Here is a 20,874-nt window from a genome sequence, read left to right as displayed (position 1 = left end):
CGGGGCGTGAGAGCCTGGGTTGCGGTAAAAATTAAACACTGTTAGATTTTACGTCAAGTGTTCGAATTGGAGGCGCGTCTTGGACGATCGGAAGGCGGCACGGCAGAGACGGCTGGCGGAGAGCAAGCGGCAGCATATCCTGGATGCCGCGCGGGAGGCATTTGCCGAGGACGGGCTGGAGAAGGCGAGCCTGCGGGCGATCGCGACGAAGGCGGGGTATACGCCGGCGGCGCTGTATTTCCATTTCCCGTCGAAGGAGGCGATTTACGCGGAGTTGCTGCGGAGTTCATTGGCGTCGCTGGGGGAGAGCGTGGCGGCGGCGGTGACGGGGGCCGACACGGCAGAGGCGCGGTTTCGTGCGGCCGGGATGGCGTTCTTCGGGTATTACGCGGCGAACCCGAGCGAGCTGGACCTGGGGTTCTACCTGTTTCGCGGGGGCATGAAACCCGCCGGGCTCGACCGGGAGACCGACCGCGAGCTGAACGCGGCGCTGGAGGGGGCATTGCGGCCGCTGGCGGCGGCAGCGAGGGATATGGGCGCGGGGGAGGAGGCGGCGGGGCTGTCGATGGTGAATATCTTTGCCCATGCCACGGGCTTGTTGCTGTTGCTGCACACCGGGCGGATCCGGATGTTCGGCGCCTCGGCGGAGGCGCTGATGGCGCAGTATGTGGAGCAGCAGGTGGCGGAGTTGAGGGCGGGGTAGGGTTAGGGTCTTTACCGGGCCCACTACGGACATATCCATGAAGCGCCTGCGCGGAACAAAGGGCTTTAGCCCGCCGCGCATCTACGGGCCGTACCCACGGCACGGCGATTTTGCGGTCGGAGTGCCACGCTCTTGGGTAGTATGTGCTTGGCAGGGATAAAGTGGCAGCGACCATCGTTGGTTCGCCGTACCACGGCCCGTCGATGCGCGGCTCCTCAACGTCAGGGCGGGCCTCAGCCCGCCTTCGCACTGCCGATCTGCCAGTCCGTGCCCGGCACGGCGGCGAGGAGGCTGCGGGTGTAGTCCTTCTGCGGGCGCAGGAAGACGTCGGCGACCGGGCCGATCTCGACCAGCTGGCCCTTCTGCATCACCGCCACCCGGTCGCAGAGCTGGGCCGCAACGCGCATGTCGTGGGTGATGAACATGAGCGACAGGTGCAGGCGGGTCTGCAGGTCGCGGAGGAGTTCGAGCACCTGCGCCTGGATGGAGACGTCGAGGGCGGAAACCGCCTCGTCGGCGATGATCAGGTCGGGATCCATCGCCAAAGCGCGGGCGATGCCGATGCGCTGGCGCTGACCGCCGGAAAACTCGTGCGGGTAGCGGTCGGCGGCGCCGGCGTCGAGCTCGACGATCTCCAACAGCTCGCGGGCGCGGGCGTGGGCCCTTTCCTTTGCCACGCCCTGCACGATGGGCCCTTCCGAAAGCGCGTGCAGGATTTTCTTGCGCGGGTTGAGCGAGGCGTAGGGATCCTGGAAGATCATCTGCACGCGGCGGCGGGCCGAGCGGAGTTCCTCGGTCGTGAGCGAATTCATGTCCTTACCGTCGAGGATGATCTCGCCGCTGTCGGCCTCGACCAGCCGGACGATGGCGCGGCCGACGGTGGATTTGCCGGAGCCGGATTCGCCGACGATGCCCAGAACCTCGCCCTTGGCGATGGTGAAGGAGATGTCGTCGATCGCCGTGACGCTGCGCTTGGGTTTGAAGAGGCCGCCGGAGGTGACGAAGGTCTTGCGGAGGTTGCGGACCTCGAGCACCGGTTGCTCGGTGATGGGCGTGGGTTCGGGGACGTGGTCGGAGGGGATCGCCTCGAGCAGGGCCTTCGTGTAGGGGTGCTGCGGGTTTTCGAGCACCTCTTGCGCGGGCCCCTGTTCGACGATCCCGCCGTAGCGCATGACGATCACGCGGTCGGCGATTTCCGCGACGACGCCGAAATCGTGGGTGATGAACATCACCGCCATGCCGTGTTTCGACTGGATCGACTTGATGAGGTCGAGGATCTGGGCCTGCGTGGTGACGTCGAGCGCGGTCGTGGGCTCGTCGGCGATGAGGATCGCGGGGTCGAGGGCGAGGGCCATGGCGATCATGGCGCGCTGGCGCTGGCCGCCGGACAGCTGGAAGGGATAGGCGCGGATGATCTTCTCGGGGTCGGGGAGGCCGACCTCTCGGATCAGGGCCAGCGCCTTTTGGCGGCGTTCGGAGGTGGTGTGGAGGTTGTGGGCCTCGAACACCTCGGCGATCTGGTCGCCGATGCGCATGAGCGGGTTGAGGGCCGTCATCGGCTCCTGGAAGATCATGCCGATGCGGGCGCCGCGCAGCTTGCGGCGTTCGTTGTCGGGCAGGGCGAGCAGGTCGCGCCCTTCGAACTCGGCGGAGCCCTGGGCGACCTCGACCTGGTCGGGCAGGAGGCCCATGAGCGCGTTGGCGGTCATCGACTTGCCCGAGCCGGATTCGCCCACGACGCAGAGGATCTCGCCGGAGTTCAGGTCGAAATCGATGTTCTGGACGGCGAAGTCGCGGTCGGCGCCCCGGGGGAGCGAGATCGCAAGGTCGCGGATGGCGAGAACGGGCGTGGTCATGATCAGCGCCCCTTCCGTGCCAGCCGGGGGTTCAGGGCATCGTTGAGCCCCTCGCCGATGAGGTTGAGCGACAACACCGTCAGGAGGATGGCGACGCCGGGGATGAAGCTGAGCCACCATGCCGTGCGGATCACGGTGCGGGCGGCGCCGATCATGTAGCCCCAGCTCATGATGTTGGGGTCGCCGAGGCCGAGGAAGGAGAGCGAGCTTTCCAGCAGGATCGCGGTGGCGACCATCAGCGAGGCCATGACGATGATCGGCGACATGGCGTTGGGAAGGACGTGGCCGAAGAGGATGCGGATGTTCGACAGGCCTGCCAGACGCGCGGCATCGACGAATTCGCGTTTTCGCAAGGAGAGCACCTCGGCCCGGACGAGGCGGGCGACGGGGGGCCAGCTGACGATGGCGATGGCGAGCGTGATGGTGGGGAGCGTCGGCTCCATGATCGCGACGAGGACGATGGCGAGCGCGAAGTTGGGGATGGTTTGGAAGAACTCGGTAAAGCGCATGGCGCCGTCATCGACGATTCCGCCGTAGAAGCCGGCGAAGGCGCCGAGCGGCACGCCGATCAGCAGGGCCACGAGGGTCGAGACCAGCCCGACGATGAGCGAGACGCGGGCGCCGTGGACGAGCCCGGCGGCCACGTCGCGGCCCAGAGTATCGGTGCCCAGCGGGAAGCCATCGGTGGAAAAGGGCGGCAGGAAGGGGCGCTGGACCATCTTCCACGGGCTGTCGGGGTAGATCAGCGGGGCGAAGATCGCGAGCAGGATCACGATGGTCAGGATGACCATCCCGAAGAGCGCGCCGCGGTTGCGGGAGAAGCGTTTGAGGAAGTCGATCATGGCTGGCTCCTCATATCCGCGGGTCGATCAGCCGATAGACGATATCGGTGATGATGTTGAAGGCGATGACCATGGCCGCCGAGACGAGGAAGACGCCAAGGAGGGTGTTGTAATCGCGGGCGGTGAGGCTTTCGAACATCAGCCGGCCGATGCCGGGCCAGGCGAAGACCGTCTCGGTCAGGACCGCGCCGCCGACGAGCTGGCCGGCCTGAAGGCCCGCGAGCGTGACGACGGGCAGTAACGCGTTGCGCAGGATGTGGCGGCGGCGGATCGTGCCTTCGCCGAGGCCCTTGGCGCGGGCGGTCTTGACGAAATCCATCTGGCTGACCTCCAGCACGGAGGACCGGGTCATGCGCAGGTAGACGGCCATGAAGAAGAGGCCGAGCGTGAGGGCGGGCAGAAAGAGGTGCTTGAGCCGGTCGAGGACCATGTCGAGCCCGGTATAGCCGGCGCCGACGGTCTCGTAGCCGAAGGCGGGGAACCAGCCGAGTTTCACCGAGAAGAGCACCACTGCCATCAGCGCCACCCAGAAGAGCGGCGTGGCGTAGAACAAGAGCGCCATCGAGGTAATCGCGGTGTCGCCCATGCGGCCCTGGCGCGCGGCGGCGGCGAGGCCAAAGGCGATGCCCAGCAGGAGCGACATGAAGAAGGCGGTGAGGGTGAGAAGCAGGGTCGCGGGCAGGCGGTCGAGGATCAGGTCGAGGACCGGCATCTGCTGGCGGTAGGAATAGCCGAGGTCGAGCTGGAGAACGCCCGAGACGTAGTTCCAGAACTGCACGTAGAGGGGCTGATCGAGGCCGAACTGTTCGCGAAGTTGCTGGATGAACTGTTCGTCGGCGGCGCCCGCCTCGCCCGCCATGACCATGGCCGGGTCGCCGGGGGCGGCGTGGATCAGGAAGAAGTTGAGGATGACGATCAGCAGGAGCGTGATCGCCGCCTTGGCGGCACGCCCGAGGATGGCGGCGGCGAGTGTCATGAGATCAGGCTACCCGGTTTGTTGAAGACGTCGGTCGCCGGAAGCGGCCGGCCCGCGCGTGTCGGGGCCGGCCGCGATCCTGTCGGAGTTATTGCTCGATCCACGCGTCGCGCAGGCCGTCATTGACGCCGATCGCGGTGGTCACGAGGTCCTTGACGTTGCAGCGGTAGATCGTCGGGAACTCGATCTCGAGGAGCCATGCCACGGGCACGTCGTCGACGAGCTGTTTCTGGATCTCGGTGTAGATCTCCTGACGCTCTTCGGCGCTGGCGGCGACGGCGGCTTCTTCGAACATCGCGTCGACTTCGGCGTTCTCGTAGCCGGCCACGTTGTTCCACGGGCTGCCCTTGGCGATGTTCGAGGTCAGGTAGCTGCGGGCCACGCCGAGCGCCGGGTCACCGTACTGGTAGAGGTAGGTGAAGGCGATGTCGAAGTCCCACTCGGCCTGTTTCTGGTTCCAGCCGGCCACGTCGGTGGCGACCATCTCGACGTTGATGCCCACCTCTTCGAGGTTCTGCTTCATCGCCTCGGCCCAGCGCTGCCAGGTTTCGCCGTAGGGCAGGGGCAGGATGCGGACGGTTTCGCCGTCATAGCCCATTTCCTCGAGCAGTTCCTTGGCCTTGTCAGGGTTGTGGTCGTACATGATCGTGTCGTCGGTGTAGAAGTTGGTCTTGGACGACACGGGGCTGGTGGCGACGGTGCCGAAGCCGTTCCAGATCACGTCTTTCACGAATTCGCGGTCCATCGCGTACATGACGGCCTTGCGGAAGAGCTTGTCGGAGGTCGGGCCCTCGCGGTTGTTCATCCAGGCCATGGCGTGGGGGGCGAAGTATTCCCAGCCGTTGCCGGTGGAGCAGACGCCTTCCATCTCGGTCAGGCGCTTGACGTCCCAGTTCTCGATCGAGCCGCCGGGAAGCACGTCGACTTCGCCGTTTTCAAAGGCGACGGCGCGCGAGGCGGCGTCGGGGATGACGCGGTAGTAGACCTCATCGAGGTAGGGCTGGCCGTCGAGGTAGTAATCCTCGTTCTTCACCAGGTGGATGTAGCTGCCCTTTTCCCATTCCTCGAACTTGAAGGGGCCGGTGCCGATGGGCGTGTTGTTCGCCGGGTTGTTGGCGAAATCGGTGCCTTCGTAGATGTGCTTGGGCACGATCGGCATGGTGCCGACCTCGAAGACGCCCATGAAGGGCCCGAAGGGGTTCTTCAGCTTGAAGACGACGGTGGTGTCGTCGGGCGCCGTGACCGACTCCACATGTTCGAGGCTCACCCGCAGGCGGGCATGGGTTTCACGCAGGAAGGTGTCGACGGAAAAGACCACGTCTTCGGCGGTGAAGGGCTCGCCATCGTGCCATGTCACGCCGTCATGCAGGGTGAAAGTGTAGGTCAGGCCGTCATCCGAGGCTTCCCACGACTTGGCCAGCGAGGGCATCGGGTTGAGGTCGGTGTCGTAGCGCAGAAGGCTTTCGTAGATGTCGCCCGCGACCAGCTGGGTGGGGCCGTTCTGCACGAGGCCCAGCATCAGGCTGGGCGGCTCGGGTTGTACGACGATGTCGAGGCGTCCGCCCGAATCCTGCGCGGCGGCCGGCATGGCCAGCCCGAGGCTCAGGATCGACGCTGTGAATAGGTTCTTCATCTGTGGCTCCCTGATTTTGGTTTCGCGGGCGCCGGTTCGTCCGGCCAGAGCCATGCGCCGATGATGCGCGCCGGCCCCCGCTTCGTTCGTGCTTGCGCGCCTTGCCGGTTGGCCCGGTCTGCGGCGCAGGCTGTCACGTGGCGCGGCAGCGTTTCGCCGCCGGCCACCATGGGGCAACTTCATCGGCTGGCCCGCGCCGAGTCAAGCGAAATTGTCGACAAACGACAATCGGGTGGCTAATTTGGGGTCATGTCATCGAAGCCCGAACCCCTGTTCCAGCCCCTTGCGCGCGATGCGCTGTCGCAGCAGATCGCGAGAATGCTGACAGACGCGATCGTGTCGGGAAAGCTCAAGCCCGGCGACAGGGTGGCGGAATCGGTGATTGCAAGGGAGTTCGGGGTCAGCCGGGCGCCGGTGCGCGAGGCGGCGCGGCTGCTGGAAAGCACGGGCCTTTTGGTGTCGCACGCGAATCGGGGCTTCTTTGTCCGGACGATCGATGCCGAGGACCTCGATTCGCTTTACGAGTTGCGGTTGTGCATTGAGCGGGAGGCCGCCGCGCGCGTGGTGCGCGAGGGGAAGGTGGCGGGCATCATCGACCGGCTGCGGGCGCAGATCGAGGACATGGTGGGCATGTCGGAGGAGAACCAGCTTATCCTGCAGATCGGGGTGGACCTTCAGTTTCATCGGCTGATCGTGGAGAGCAGCGGCAACAAGCGCTTCGTTGCGGCGTTCGACAAGCTGGCCTCGGAAATCCAGGCCTGTACGGCGATGATCGAGACGGTGTTCGACGAGCCGGGGCTGGTGGCAAGGAACCATTACCTGATCATCGACGCGCTTCTGTCGGGGGACCAGGACGAGGCGCGGGCGGCGCTGGATTATCATATCGGCGTGGCGCGGGAGACCGTGGTCGGCCGCTTCCGCAAGCTGGAGGCGGAAGAAGCCGCGAAACGGTGAACGGGGCCTGCCCGGTCTTGGCCGGGTGTCGCAAGGTCAGCAGAAACGAAATGCTTAGCTTGATGATTTGCTGCTTTTACGCGAATGAACTGCTAAAAAATTCATCTTTAGGTTGTACTTTGCGCGCTCTGCCGAATGTTTGCGCAGATGGATTTTCGGGCAAGACTAATGGTTTGTGCGGCAAAGTACCAAACTTCATGAAAAAGTCGCATACAAACCTTGAATAGTCGTACCTTGCCAGTGATAACTCTAGGCACATCGAGTCGGGAATAGAAATGCTTCGACAAGGAAAGCATCCCGACCCTCGGCGGTGAGGCGGATCACGCCGGCCGCGCGGGCTGACAGGCCTTGCATCCGACCAGAGGTGCGGGGCGAAAACAACGACACCGATGGCGATGCTTCCGTTTTCCACGAGGTGGATTGCGGGAGGCTGACGAGCGCCCGCCTCGGGGCTCGTGCCATCCAGATAGCGGAGAGATTCACATGACCAGCGACGTTGCCGGCAATGCCGAACTGACCATGACCCAGCAGGCCTATAGCAAGGACCCGCTGGAGGATCGTGAGACGGGGCACTACCGGAAGGAATACGTCACCCCGTTCGTCGACAAGTGGGACGAGCTGATCGACTGGGACGGCCGGGCGCAGAGCGAGGGCCAGTTCTTCATCGATATCCTCAAGGCCCGCGGCAAGGAGCGGGTGCTGGACGTGGCCTGCGGGACCGGGTTCCACTCGGTCCGGCTGACCGAGGCGGGGTTCGACGTGACCGCGTCGGATGGCAATGCCGCGATGGTCGCCAAGGCGTTCGAGAACGGCCAGGCGCGGGGCCTGATCCTGAAGACCTCGCAGGCGGACTGGCGCTGGCTCAACCGCGACATCCACGGCAAGTATGACGCGATCATCTGTCTCGGCAATTCCTTTACCCACCTGCACGAGGAACAGGACCGTCGCCGCGCGCTGGCCGAGTTCTATGCCGCGCTGAAGCATGACGGCGTGCTGATCCTCGACCAGCGGAACTATGACGAGATGCTGGACCACGGGTTTTCGAGCAAGCACAAGTATTACTACTGTGGCGACGACGTGAGCGCCGAGCCCGAGCATATCGACGAGGGCCTGTGCCGGATGCGCTATGACTTCCCGGACGGGGCGTCCTACACGCTGAACCTGTGCCCGATCCGCAAGGACTACATGCGCCGCCTGTTCCGCGAGGCCGGGTTCGAGCGGGTGCGCACCTATGGCGATTTCCAGGAGACCTATGCCGAGGACGAGCCCGACTTCTTCATCCACGTCGCGGAGAAATCCGCCGAGCACGTGGCGCGCTGGGGTGGTAACGGCGCCGATGGGCAGGCCGATATCCGCGATATCACCGAGACCTATTACGACAGCGACGATGCCGACACGTTCTATTCCACCATCTGGGGTGGCGAGGACCTGCATATCGGGCGGTACGAGACCACCAAGAACATCCGCGAGGCGAGCGACCTGTCGATCGACGCGATGATCGAGGCGCTGCCGGAGCTGAAATCGGGATCGCGTGTCCTGGACCTCGGGGCCGGCTATGGCGGGGCCATGCGGCAACTGGTGAAGAAGACCGGGTGCGAGGCCGTCTGCCTGAACATTTCCGAGACGCAGAACGAGTACAATCTCGGCAAGGTGCGGGCCGCGCGGCTGGCCGGCAAGATCGGCATCCGCCACGGCGTGTTCGAGGATGTGCCCGAAGCCGACGACAGTGTCGACGTGGTCTGGAGCCAGGATGCGTTCCTGCATTCCGACCAGCGCGACCAGGTCCTGGCGGAGGCGTTCCGCGTGCTGAAGCCCGGCGGGCACCTCATCTTTACCGACCCGATGCAGGCCGACGACGTGCCCGAGGGCGTGTTACAGCCCGTCTATGACCGGCTGCAGCTCAACAGCCTGGGCTCGCCCGCCTTCTATCGCGAGACGGCCGAGAAGCTGGGCTTCGAGACGGTCAAGCAGGAAGAGGCGGTCGCCGACCTGCGGACGCATTACGACCGGGTCCGCGAGGAGCTTCTGGCCCATTACGACCAGCTTCGCGAGAAAGGCTGTTCGGCCGAGTATCTCGACAAGATGGCGACGGGACTGCAGAACTGGGTCAAGGCCGCGGATGACGGGCATCTCGCCTGGGGCATCCAGCAATTCCGCAAACCCGTGCGGCACTGACCCGACGGGGCGGGGGTGTTCCGGCACCCCCGCCGCCGCCCGATTTCTTCCTTCCCGATCACCGAGATGGAGACCCCGCACATGACAGGCATGTCCGACGATCTGTCGATATCCTTCGAGCTTTTCCCCCCCAAGACCGAGGCCGGCGTGACCCGGCTTCAGGACACCGTCAGGCAGTTGAGCGCGGCCGAGCCGAAATACTTCTCGGTCACCTACGGCGCCGGCGGCACGACCCGTGACCGGACCGCGCGCATGGTCGAGATGGTGGCCAACCGCACCGGCCTTCCGGTGGCGCATCACTTCACCTGTGTCGGTGCCAGCCGGGCCGAGATCGACCGGCAGGCCGAGGGGTTCTGGGAGAGCGGTATCCGCAAGATCGTCGCCCTGCGCGGGGACCTGCCCGATGGCGAGACGGTGCCCGAGGACGGCTATCGCGATGCCGCCGAGCTGGTCGGTGCGCTGCGCCGGGTGGGGGATTTCGACATTTCCGTCGCGGCCTACCCGGAGGTGCATCCGGAAGCCAGTGATGCGAAGGGAGACCTTGACCATCTCAAGCGCAAGATCGACAACGGTGCGGCACGGGCGATCACGCAATATGCCTTCGACACCGATACGGTGCTGCGGTTCATCGACCGGGCCCGGGCGGCCGGTATCGAGGCACCGATCGTGCCGGGGATCATGCCGGTGTCGAACTTCGCCGGGCTTAAGCGGTTCTCGGAGAGGTGCGGCGCGTCGATCCCCGACTGGCTGGGCCAGATGTTCGACGGGCTTGACGATGCGCCCGAGACCCGCGCCATGGTGGCCACCGGCGTGGCCGCCGAGCAGTGCCGCCGCCTGATCGACGAGGGTGTGAGGGAGTTCCACTTCTACACGCTCAACCAGCCCAAGGTGACCCTGGCCGTGTGCAGGACATTGGGGCTGACACCAGATATACCTGCGGAAGACGCCGCTTGAAGGATTGAAGGACGCATGACCAAGACCAACGACATAAGAGCCGCGATCGAGGACCGTATCCTTGTGCTGGACGGGGCCATGGGCACGATGATCCAGCAGGGAAAGCCGGACGAGGCGACCTATCGAGGGGAAAGGTTCAAGGACCATCCCAGCGACGTGGGCGGCAACAACGAGCTGCTGTCGCTGACGCAGCCGGACATGATCCGGAAGATCCACGATGACTTCCTGGCGGCGGGCGCCGATATCCTTGGCACCAACACCTTCGGGGCCAACGCGATCAGCCAGGCCGATTACGACATGACCGACCTGGTGGTCGAGATGAATGTCGAGTCGGTGAAGCTGGCGCGCGAGGCGGCGGACGCGGTGGCGACGCCCGAGAAACCCCGCTGGGTGGCGGGCGCCATCGGGCCGACGAACCAGACCGCCAGCATTTCGCCGGACGTGAACGACCCGGGCTTCCGCGGGGTGACGTTCGACGACCTGGCAAAGGCTTATGGCGAGGCGGCGAGGGCGCTGATCGAGGCGGGCGCGGATGTGCTGCTGATCGAGACGATCTTCGACACGCTCAACGCCAAGGCGGCGCTTTTCGCCATCGACAGCCTGTCGGACGAGGGGCTCACCATTCCGCCGCTGATGATTTCCGGCACGATCACCGACCGCTCGGGCCGCACGCTGACCGGGCAGACGCCCGAGGCGTTCTGGGTCTCGATGAGCCATGCGCGGCCGTTTTCCATCGGGCTGAACTGTGCGCTGGGCGCGGGCGAGATGCGCCAGCACGTGCGCACGCTGTCCGAGGTCGCCGACACGCGCATCAGCGCCTATCCGAACGCGGGCCTGCCCAACGAGATGGGCGGCTATGACGAGACGCCGGAGGAGACCGCCGAGCACCTGGAAGAGTGGGCCAGTTCCGGTCTTGTGAACATTGTCGGCGGCTGCTGTGGCACGACGCCCGATCATATCCGCGCCATCGCGCAGGCGGTCGAGGGCAAGAGCCCGCGCAAGATACCGCAGAAGGTGCGCCGGATGCGCCTGAGCGGGCTGGAGATGTTCGAAGCGCAGGGCGCGGCCACCAAGGAGGGCGCGGCATGAACACAGGTGTTTCCAGCTTCATCAATATCGGCGAGCGGACCAATGTGACGGGCTCGGCCAAGTTCAAGAACCTGATCATGGACGGGGATTATGCCACCGCGCTCGACGTGGCGCGCCAGCAGGTCGAGAACGGCGCCCAGATCATCGACGTGAACATGGACGAGGGGCTGCTCGACTCGGAAGAGGCGATGAAGACCTTCCTGAACCTGATCGCGTCGGAGCCCGATATCAGCCGCGTGCCGGTGATGATCGACAGCTCGAAGTTCGAGGTGATCGAGGCCGGGCTGAAATGCGTGCAGGGGCGGGCCGTGGTCAACTCCATCTCGCTGAAGGAGGGCGAGGAGGCGTTTCTCGAACAGGCCCGCACCGTGCGCCGCTATGGCGCCGCCGTGGTGGTGATGGCCTTCGACGAGAACGGGCAGGCTGAGACCGCGCAGCACAAGTTCGAGATCTGCAAGCGGTCGCATGACCTGCTGGTCGAGAAGGCGGGGTTCGAGCCGTGGGATATCATCTTCGATCCCAACATCTTTGCCGTGGCGACGGGGATCGAGGAGCACAACGATTACGCCAACGCCTTTTTCGAGGCGACCCGGATGATCAAGGAGGCGATGCCGCATTGCCATGTCTCGGGCGGCCTGTCGAACGTGTCGTTCAGCTTCCGCGGCAACAATGCCGTGCGCGAGGCGATGCATTCGGCGTTCCTGTACCACGCGATCCCGCTGGGCATGAACATGGGGATCGTCAATGCCGGGCAGATCACCGTCTATGACGACATTCCCGAGGAGCTGCGCGAGCGGGTCGAGGACGTGCTGCTGAACCGGCGCGACGACGCGACCGAGCGGCTGCTGGACATCGCCGACAAGTACAAGGGCTCGGGCGAGGCGTCGAAGAAGGAAGACCCGAAATGGCGCGAGCAGGAGGTCGAGAAGCGGCTCGAGCACGCGCTGGTGCATGGCATCACCGATTACGTGGTGGATGACACCGAGGAGTGCCGCCAGCGGGCCGAGAAGCCGCTCGACGTGATCGAGGGGCCGCTGATGGACGGGATGAACGTGGTCGGCGACCTGTTCGGCGACGGCAAGATGTTCCTGCCGCAGGTGGTGAAATCGGCCCGGGTGATGAAAGCCGCCGTGGCGCATCTTCTGCCCTTCATGGAAGAGGAAAAGCGCCAGTCGGGCGATACCTCGGCCAAGGGCAAGGTGGTGATGGCGACCGTGAAGGGCGACGTGCACGATATCGGCAAGAACATCGTGGGCGTCGTGTTGCAGTGCAACAATTACGACGTGGTCGACCTTGGCGTGATGGTGCCGACCGAGGATATCCTGGCCGCCGCGAAGAAGGAGAAGGCGGATATCATCGGGCTTTCCGGGCTGATCACGCCGTCGCTTGACCGGATGGTCGACGTGGCCGCCGAGATGAAGCGGCAGGGGATGGACTTGCCGCTGCTCATTGGCGGGGCGACCACCTCGAAGAAGCACACCGCGCTGAAGATCGCGCCGGAATATGAGCACGGGGTGATCCATGTGGATGACGCCTCGAAGGCGGTGGGCGTGGTGTCGCGGCTGCTGTCCAAGACGGCGCGGCCGGAGTACCTGGCCGGGATTTCGCAGGAACAGGAGAAGCTGCGCGACGGCATGAGCGGGCAGGGCGACCGGCCCACGGCCCCGCTGGCCGAGGCGCGGAAGGACAAGTTCGACGGCGGATGGGAGGATTACACCCCGCCCGCGCCGCAGACGCCGGGCCTGACGGTGATCGACGACATGGGCATCGCCAAGCTGCGGGAGTTCATCGACTGGACGCCGTTCTTCAATACGTGGGAGATGAAGGGCAAGTTCCCGAAGATCTTCGAGGATCCCGACAAGGGGCCCGCCGCGCGCGAGCTGTATGACAACGCGCAGAAGATGCTGGACCGGATCGAGAAAGAGGATTGGTTCAGCCCGCGGGGTGTTGTCGGGCTCTGGCCCGCTAATGCGCAGGGCGACGACATCGTGGTCTGGGCGGATGAAAGCCGCAAGACGGTGAGCGCCCGGATGCCGCAGCTGCGCCAGCAGCGCAGCAAGTCGAACGGCAAGCCGCAGATGTGCCTGGCCGATTTCGTGGCGCCCGCGGGCACCGACGACTGGGTCGGCGGGTTCACCGTCACCGCCGGGCCGGAGGTGCACGAGATCTCCGACCGGATGAAGGCAGAGGGCAACGATTACGACTCGATCATGGTGCAGGCGCTGGGCGACCGGATTGCCGAGGCCTTTGCCGAGGCGCTGCATGCCCGCGTGCGGCGCAGCCTGTGGGGCTATGCCTCGGACGAGGCGCTGGATAACGAGGCGCTTATCCGCGAGCAGTATCGCGGCATCCGCCCCGCGCCCGGCTATCCGGCCAACCCTGACCACACGGAGAAGCGCACGCTGTTCGACCTGCTGAACGCGCCCGAGCATACCGGCGTGACGCTGACCGAAAGCTGCGCGATGTGGCCGGCCTCGGCGGTGTCGGGGCTGTACTTCGCCCACCCGGACTCGGCCTATTTCGGGATCGGTCGGATTGGTCCCGACCAGGTGGCCGATTACGCCGAGCGCAAGGGCATGGAGATTGCCGAGGTGGAGGCGTGGCTGCAACCCAGCCTGTCCTACACGCCCGACAAGTCATCGGCCGATCGCAAGATCGCCTGACCCCAGCAAAAACTCGGTTTTTTGCCAAAAGCGACCCAACCCCACGACAGTGGAGAAAGGACTATTATGAGCGACAAGTCATGGCTTTTTACCAGCGAGTCGGTGTCCGAAGGGCACCCCGACAAGGTCTGTGACCGGATCTCGGACGCGGTGCTGGATGCCTACCTCGCCGCTGATCCGCAATCGCGCGTGGCCTGCGAGACGCTGGCCACCACGGACCACGTGACCATCGCCGGCGAGGTGCGCGGCCCGGAAAGCGTGCTGAAGGATGTCGAGCAGATCGCGCGGGATGCGATCAAGGACATCGGTTATGACCAGCACGGGTTCTCGTGGAAGGATGCCGAGATCGTCTGCCGCCTGCACGCGCAATCGGCCGATATCGCCATGGGCGTCGACGAGGGCGACAAGGGCGAGGAAGGTGCCGGCGACCAGGGCATCATGTTCGGTTACGCCTGCAACGAAACCGAGGAGCTGATGCCGGCGCCGATCCAGTTCGCGCACAAGATCCTGCGCACGATGGCCGAGGACCGGAAATCCGGCAAGCAGCCGAATTTCGGGCCGGATGCCAAGAGCCAGGTGACGCTCAAGTACCAGAACGGCAAGCCGGTGGGGATCGACACGGTCGTCGTGTCCACGCAGCATGCCGAGGGGCTGAGCCAGGACGACGTGCGCAAGCTGGTCGAGCCCTACATCACCGATTGCTTCAAGGCGGAGGGCTGGAGCCTGCCGTCGCAGGACAAGATCATCGTCAACCCGACGGGCAATTTCGTGATCGGCGGGCCGGATGGCGACGCGGGCCTGACAGGCCGCAAGATCATCGTCGACACCTATGGCGGCGCCGCACCGCATGGCGGCGGGGCGTTCTCGGGCAAGGACCCCACGAAAGTCGACCGCTCGGCGGCCTATATCTCGCGCTACATGGCCAAGAACGTCGTGGCCGCGGGGCTGGCTGACAAGTGCCAGATCCAGCTCGCCTATGCGATCGGCGTGCCGGAGCCCGTGGCGCTTTACGTCGACACGCTGGGCACCGGCCGGGTGGACGAGACGAAGCTGGCCGCGATGCTGCGCGAGATGGTGCGCCTGACGCCGCGTGGCATCCGCGATCACCTCGACCTGCTGAAGCCGATCTATGCCCGCACCGCGGCCTATGGCCATTTCGGGCGGGTGCCGGCCGATGACGGCGGGTTCAGCTGGGAACGCACCGACCTCGCCGACGAGCTGGCGCGCACGTTTGGCGCCTCTGCCGCGGCCGAGTGAGACGGAACACGGACTGAATAGAAAGGACACGGGACATGAACAAGCCGGAAAGCTTTGCACCCGAAGACAGCGCGATCCGCGACATCAACCTCGCCGGCTTTGGCCGGCGGGAGCTGGACATCGCCGAGACGGAGATGCCGGGGCTGATGGCCCTGCGGGAGGAGTATGGCGAGGCGAAGCCGCTTAAAGGCGCGCGGATCGCCGGGTCGCTGCACATGACGATCCAGACGGCCTGCCTGATCGAGACGCTGGTTGCGCTGGGCGCCGACGTGCGCTGGGCGAGCTGCAATATCTTCTCGACGCAGGACCACGCGGCCGCCGTCATCGCGGAAGGCGGCACGCCCGTTTTCGCCGTGAAGGGCGAGACGCTCGAGGAATACTGGGAATATTGCGACCAGATCTTCCAGTTCGAAGAGGGTGGCGCGAACATGATCCTCGATGATGGCGGTGATGCGACGCTGTACGTTCTCATCGGCGCCCGCGTCGAAGAGGGCGAGACCGACCTGATCGAGTCTCCCGAGAGCGAGGAGGAGCAATACCTCTTCGCGCAGATCAAGAAGCGGATGAAGGAAAGCCCGGGCTGGTTCGTCAAGCAGCGGCACATGATCAAGGGGGTTTCCGAGGAAACCACGACCGGCGTGCATCGCCTCTACAAGATGATGGAGAAGGGCCACCTGCCGTTCCCGGCGATCAACGTGAATGACAGCGTGACCAAGTCGAAGTTCGACAACAAGTATGGCTGTAAAGAGAGCCTCGTCGACGGTATTCGCCGCGCGACCGACACGATGATGGCCGGCAAGGTGGCCGTGGTCTGTGGCTATGGTGACGTGGGCAAGGGCTCGGCCGCCTCGCTGTCGGGTGCGGGCGCCCGCGTGAAGGTGACGGAGGTCGACCCGATCTGCGCGCTTCAGGCGGCGATGGATGGCTACGAGGTTGTCACGCTGGAAGACGTGGTCACATCGGCCGATATCTTCATCACCACGACCGGCAACAAGGACGTCATCCGCATCGAGCACATGCGCGACATGAAGGACATGGCGATCGTCGGCAACATCGGCCACTTCGACAACGAGATCCAGGTGGCGAACCTGAAGAACCACAAGTGGACCAACATCAAGGACCAGGTGGACATGATCGAGATGCCGAGCGGGGCGCGGATCATCCTTCTGTCGGAAGGTCGCCTGCTGAACCTCGGCAATGCGACGGGCCACCCGTCCTTCGTGATGTCGGCCAGCTTCACCAACCAGGTTCTGGCGCAGATCGAGCTTTGGACCAAGGGCGAGCAGTACGACAACAACGTCTACATCCTGCCCAAGCACCTGGATGAAAAGGTCGCCCGGCTGCACCTCGAGCGGATCGGGGTCAAGTTGAGCGAACTTCGGGAAGACCAGGCCGACTATATCGGCGTGCCGAAGGACGGCCCCTACAAGCCGGAACATTACAGGTATTGAGGGATGGCTGACATGAGCAAGGAGACGCCCCATATCGTGGGGCTCGGCAACGCGATTGTCGACGTGGTCGCGGCGGTGGACACCGCCGTGATCGACCGCCACGGCCTGACCCCCGGCGGCATGCACCTTGTCGATGCCGGTGCCGCGCAGGCGCTGTTCGACGAGGTCGGCCCCGGCGTGCGGCAATCGGGCGGGTCGGTGGCCAATTCCATCGCCCACCTGTCGGAAACCGGGGTGCAGGGCACCTACCTGGGCAAGGTCGCGGATGACGACCTTGGCCAGACCTTCCGCGAGGAGATGTCAGGGTTGAGCATCGCCGCCCCGGTGGCACCGTCGCCGGATGCCAGCACCGGCACCGGCCGCTGCGTCGTGCTGGTGACGCCGGATGGCGAGCGGACGATGAGCACCTACCTTGGCGCTGCCGTGACAATGGCGCCCTCGGACCTGGCGCAGGCGATGCCCGAGGGGCTCGATATCCTGTTCATCGAGGGCTACCTGTGGGACGCTCCGCAGGGCGCCGCGGTGATCGAGGATGCGGCGCAGAAGGCCAAGGCGGCGGGCGCGCGGATCGCGCTGACCCCGTCGGATGCCGGCTGTGTCGAGCGCAACCGGGACGTGATGTGGAACTTCATCACCCGGCACGTGGATATACTTGTCGGCAACCTGGCCGAGGTCGGGCAGTTGGCCGGGACGGAAGACCCGGAGAATGCCATGGGCTGGGCCATCGGCAACGTGCCGGTGGCGGCGGTGACGCTGCATGACGAGGGCTCGATGGTGGCGGACGCCACTGGCGTCTACCGCATTGCCGCCGCGCCCGTGACCAAGGTCGTGGACACGACCGGCGCGGGCGATGCCTATGCCAGCGGGTTCCTCGGCGCGCTGGCGCGGGGCGGGACGGTCGAAGAGGCCGGTAAGCGGGGCGCCGAGATGGCCGCGCGCGTGCTGACCCATTACGGCGCCCGCAACGGCGCGGCGGCGCAGGCGATCTCGCTGCCGGCGGCGTAAGGTTTGTCGGGCCCCGCCGATGGTGCGGGGCCTGACCCTAGTTGGATATTTTCCCCACAATCCGGGCCATCATCCGGTCGCAGGCGTCAAGCTGTGCGGTGGTGATGTATTCGTCGGCCTTGTGGCCCTGGCCGGCCATATTTCCCGGCCCGCAGACGATGGTGGGGATGCCCATCCGGTCGAACACGCCGGCCTCGGTGCCGAAGGCGACTTTCGTGAGCTCAGTTTGTGCAAAACCGCGGGCGAGTTGGGTGACTGCGGCATCTTCGGCCACGTCGAGCCCGGGATAGGCGGTGGTCTGGTCAAGCTCGATGCGGGCGTCGGGGAAGGTGCCCTTGTAGCGGTCGGCGACGCGCTCTGCCGCCTCGGCGATCCGTTGGGACATCTCGTCGGCCGGGTCGGCGGCGAGGTGGCGGAGTTCGAAGTGCATCTCGGCCCGGTCGGGCACCATGTTGACGGCGAGCCCGCCGGATAGCTGGCCCACATGCACGGTGCTGTAGGGGACGTCATGGCCCGGATCGCGCGCGCCGATCCGTTCGAGCCATGCCTGCAGGTCGCGCAGTTCGGCCATGAAATCGCCCGCGAGGTGCAGGGCATTGACGAAGCCGGGCGCCAGCGCGGAATGGCCGGCCTGCCCGTGGCAGGTGGCGCGCCACGCGGCCTTGCCTTTGTGACCGGTGGCGATCTGCATCTGCGTGGGCTCGCCCACGATGCAGGCCCGGGGCTGGCCGAGGAGGGGGGCGAGGGTGTCGGCCATCTGCTGAATGCCGACGCAGCCGATTTCCTCGTCATGGGAGAAGACGAGCTTCAGCGGTTCGCGCAGGTTCTGCCCGGCGGCCGGTTCCGCGGCGGTGAGCATGCAGGCGAGGTAGCCTTTCATGTCGGTGGTGCCGCGGCCGTAGAGGCGGTCGCCCTCGGGCGTCAGGCGGAAGGGGTCGCGCGTCCAGTCCTGCCCCTCGACCGGCACCACGTCGGTATGGCCCGACAGGAGGATGCCGCCTTCGCCCGGCCCGGTTTCGGCGTAGAGCCCGGCTTTCTGCCCGCTGGCATCGGGCAGGCGGGTGGTGCGGAGGCCGAGGGTTTGCAGGACGCCTTCGATGTAGTCGATGATCGCCAGGTTGCTGCGGTGGCTGACCGTGTCGAAGGCCACAAGTCTCTCGAGATGCTCCATTGTGCGTGTCATATCGCGACGCTCATATCTTCACACCCGGCAGGTGGTCGGGGGTGACGCGCGCCTTGCAATGCTCGACGAAGGCGCGCACCACGCTGGCGCTGCCGGCGCCCTCGGCCATCAGCAGGCCCAGCCGCATCGGGCGGGCGTCGCCCTCCAAGGGAATGAATTTCAGCGGCTTGCCGTCGGGTGAGACGTCGCTCGGCAGGCGGACATTGGCCAGCGAATAGCCGAAGCCGTTGGCCACCAGCCCGCGCATCACCGCCATGTCGCGGGTGCGCTCGGCGATGACCGGCTTGGCGCCGATCCGGGTGAAGAAGGACAGGAAGTATTCCGCGCTGAACGGCAGGTCGAGCAGCACCATGGGCAGGCCCAGCAGGTCTTCGACCGCGACGGTCTTGCGGTCGGCCAGCACGTGATCCTCGGCGACGATGGCGTAGGGGGGCAGTTCTATCAGCGGCTCGAAGGTGAGGTCGGCAGGCAGGTCGAGATCGTAGGTGAGGGCCACGTCGATCTCGGCCCGGCGGAGGAAGCTGAAGATGTCGGCCTGGTTCAGTTCGTGCTGTTCGACACGAACCTCGGGGTAGGCATCCTGAAAGCTGCGGCGGACAGGGGGCAGGACGACCTGCGCGAAGGTCAGCAGGCAGCCCACGGCCAACGGCCCGCGCACGAGGCCGGAGATGTCGCCGGAGAGGTCCATCAGCGCGTCGGCCTCGCGCAGCACGGTGCGGGCCTGCTCCAGCATCCGCCGCCCGCCCGAGGTCAGCGACAGGCCCTGCGCGTGTTGCCGGACGAAGAGGGGCAGGCCGAAGACGGCTTCGAGATGGGCGATGGCGGCGGAAATGGAGGGCGAGGAGACGTTCACCTTTTCCGACGCCGCGGCGATGCTGCCGGTTTCGCCGACCGCCACGAAGTATTCCAGTTGCCTGAGCGTGTATCCTAGCATGCGCGCGCCTCCGGCGGCCGGGGCGGGGTGGGGCACCCGGGCCGCTGGGGCGGGAGTATAGCGATGGGGGGCGTACATGGAAGGGAGGGGCCGGGGCTCAGTCGTCGCCCGGCACGCCGTAGGAGGGCGCCTCGCGCGGGTCGAGGGCGCGCTGGATATAGGCGTCGAGCTGGGGTTTGTAGACGGCCCACGCGGTGGCGATGGCCTCTACGGGGCAATCCTCGGTCCAGTCGCAGCGCAGGTCGGCGACCGGCCATGGCACGCGGTCGACCAGCATCATGCCGGCGGAATGCACCGGCCCGGCCTCGCCCCCTGCCGCGAGGCCGGCGCGCATGGCGGCGATCAGCCGGTCGCCCAAGTGGCCGGTGGCGGTCTCGAAGCCTTCGACGATGGCGTTGGGCACGCCGTCATTGGCCAAGAGGTTGCCGCCCGAGGCGACGTCGGTTCCTTGTGCCTGTGTCCAGATACCGAGGGAATTGGGGCCGGAATGGATGGCGGTGCCGCCCTGCGCATCGACCGCCAGGACCTGCCGGTACTCGATGAACCGGCCGCGTTTCTGCACCTCGGCGATGGCGTCGGCCGCGCTGAGGCCTTCTTCCATCAGGTCGAGTGCCAGCGGGCCGAGGGTTGGGTCGGTGACGTTCTGCGAGGCGACGGCGCCCACGCCGGCCCGGGCATAGGAACAGCGCGCGGCGACGGCGGGGGAGGAGGAGGAGATGGCGACGCCGAACATGCCCGTCTCGGCGCAGCGGGCGACGAGGGAAAAGGTCATGCGTCCCCCTGCGGGATCACGGCGGTGCCGTCGATTTCCACCAGCCATTCGGGCCGCGCCAGCGCCTGCACCACCAGCCCGGTCGAGACGGGATGCACGCCTTTGATGTATTCACCCATGGTGCGGTAGACGGCCTCGCGGTGGCGGACATCGGTAATGTAGACGACGACCTTGACGAGGTGTTCCATCCGCCCGCCGGCCTCCTCGATCAACTGCTGGATGTTCTGCATCACCTTGTGGGTCTGCTCGACCGGGTCGTGGCTGTCGATGTTCTTCGCGTCGTCGAGGTTCTGGGGGCATTGCCCGCGCAGCCAGACGATCCGGCCGCCTTCCGTCACCACGGCCTGGCAGAGATCGTTGTCGAGCTTCTGCTCGGGGTAGGTGTCCTTGGTGTTGAACTTGCGGATGCGGGTATGGGCCATGGGTC

The 20,874-nt window shown here is 65.8% G+C and carries 15 protein-coding genes and 1 pseudogene; 8 read left to right on the top strand and 8 right to left on the bottom strand.

All coding sequences use genetic code 11. The features are described from left to right. Positions 1-79 precede the first annotated feature (79 nt). Entirely contained in the window at positions 80-703 is a 624-nt protein-coding gene (locus QUV18_RS08235) for a TetR family transcriptional regulator (RefSeq protein ID WP_300893198.1), read from the top strand. A 233-nt stretch (positions 704-936) separates the two neighbouring features. Here the strand turns inward: QUV18_RS08235 and QUV18_RS08230 are convergent, their stop codons facing one another. From QUV18_RS08230 to QUV18_RS08215, 4 genes are all read right to left on the bottom strand, one after another. Next, a complete protein-coding gene (locus QUV18_RS08230; protein WP_300893196.1) occupies positions 937-2,559 on the bottom strand; it encodes an ABC transporter ATP-binding protein in 1,623 nt (540 codons plus the stop codon). 2 nt (positions 2,560-2,561) lie between these two features. Further along, on the bottom strand, positions 2,562-3,401 hold the full coding sequence (locus tag QUV18_RS08225) for an ABC transporter permease (protein WP_300893194.1): 840 nt from the start codon (positions 3,399-3,401) through the stop codon (positions 2,562-2,564). A gap of 10 nt (positions 3,402-3,411) precedes the next feature. Then, complete coding sequence (locus tag QUV18_RS08220) at positions 3,412-4,377, bottom strand: ABC transporter permease (RefSeq protein WP_300893192.1); 966 nt, start codon at positions 4,375-4,377, stop codon at positions 3,412-3,414. A gap of 88 nt (positions 4,378-4,465) precedes the next feature. After that, a complete protein-coding gene (locus QUV18_RS08215) occupies positions 4,466-6,010 on the bottom strand; it encodes an ABC transporter substrate-binding protein (protein WP_300893190.1) in 1,545 nt (514 codons plus the stop codon). Between the two features lie 249 nt (positions 6,011-6,259). Here QUV18_RS08215 and QUV18_RS08210 point away from each other — a divergent pair, with 249 nt between their 5' ends. The 7 genes and pseudogenes from QUV18_RS08210 to QUV18_RS08180 all read left to right on the top strand — a co-directional run bounded on the left by QUV18_RS08210 (position 6,260) and on the right by QUV18_RS08180 (position 17,558). Next, positions 6,260-6,964, top strand: a complete 705-nt coding sequence (locus QUV18_RS08210; RefSeq protein WP_300893188.1) for a GntR family transcriptional regulator — start codon at positions 6,260-6,262, stop codon at positions 6,962-6,964. Positions 6,965-7,447: 483 nt separating this feature from the next. Next, complete coding sequence (locus tag QUV18_RS08205; protein WP_300893186.1) at positions 7,448-9,139, top strand: methyltransferase domain-containing protein; 1,692 nt, start codon at positions 7,448-7,450, stop codon at positions 9,137-9,139. A gap of 90 nt (positions 9,140-9,229) precedes the next feature. Next, positions 9,230-10,093, top strand: coding sequence for a methylenetetrahydrofolate reductase [NAD(P)H] (metF, locus tag QUV18_RS08200; protein WP_366914627.1), 864 nt, complete (start codon positions 9,230-9,232; stop codon positions 10,091-10,093). A 15-nt stretch (positions 10,094-10,108) separates the two neighbouring features. Beyond that, a pseudogene (gene metH, locus QUV18_RS08195) lies at positions 10,109-13,845 on the top strand (methionine synthase). A gap of 66 nt (positions 13,846-13,911) precedes the next feature. Beyond that, positions 13,912-15,102, top strand: a complete 1,191-nt coding sequence (metK, locus tag QUV18_RS08190) for a methionine adenosyltransferase (RefSeq protein WP_300893182.1) — start codon at positions 13,912-13,914, stop codon at positions 15,100-15,102. A gap of 35 nt (positions 15,103-15,137) precedes the next feature. Further along, on the top strand, positions 15,138-16,553 hold the full coding sequence (gene ahcY, locus QUV18_RS08185; RefSeq protein WP_300893180.1) for an adenosylhomocysteinase: 1,416 nt from the start codon (positions 15,138-15,140) through the stop codon (positions 16,551-16,553). Between the two features lie 12 nt (positions 16,554-16,565). Next, entirely contained in the window at positions 16,566-17,558 is a 993-nt protein-coding gene (locus QUV18_RS08180) for an adenosine kinase (protein ID WP_300893179.1), read from the top strand. A 37-nt stretch (positions 17,559-17,595) separates the two neighbouring features. Here QUV18_RS08180 and argE read toward each other — a convergent pair whose 3' ends face one another. The 4 genes from argE to QUV18_RS08160 form a co-directional block, all read right to left on the bottom strand. Further along, the gene (gene argE / locus QUV18_RS08175; protein ID WP_300893177.1) at positions 17,596-18,741 is read right to left on the bottom strand and encodes an acetylornithine deacetylase; all 1,146 of its coding nucleotides are present in this window, start codon (positions 18,739-18,741) and stop codon (positions 17,596-17,598) included. A 10-nt stretch (positions 18,742-18,751) separates the two neighbouring features. Beyond that, positions 18,752-19,675, bottom strand: a complete 924-nt coding sequence (locus tag QUV18_RS08170; RefSeq protein WP_300893175.1) for a LysR family transcriptional regulator — start codon at positions 19,673-19,675, stop codon at positions 18,752-18,754. A 97-nt stretch (positions 19,676-19,772) separates the two neighbouring features. Next, on the bottom strand, positions 19,773-20,447 hold the full coding sequence (locus QUV18_RS08165; protein WP_300893174.1) for a DUF1028 domain-containing protein: 675 nt from the start codon (positions 20,445-20,447) through the stop codon (positions 19,773-19,775). Continuing rightward, on the bottom strand, positions 20,444-20,869 hold the full coding sequence (locus QUV18_RS08160) for a RidA family protein (RefSeq protein ID WP_300893172.1): 426 nt from the start codon (positions 20,867-20,869) through the stop codon (positions 20,444-20,446). Before QUV18_RS08160 ends, QUV18_RS08165 begins: the two co-directional genes overlap by 4 nt. Positions 20,870-20,874: the final 5 nt, after the last annotated feature.

This window comes from Roseovarius sp. (assembly GCF_030373445.1).
Taxonomy (GTDB): Bacteria; Pseudomonadota; Alphaproteobacteria; order Rhodobacterales; family Rhodobacteraceae; genus Roseovarius.
This window is presented reverse-complemented; position numbering and strand designations above follow the sequence as displayed.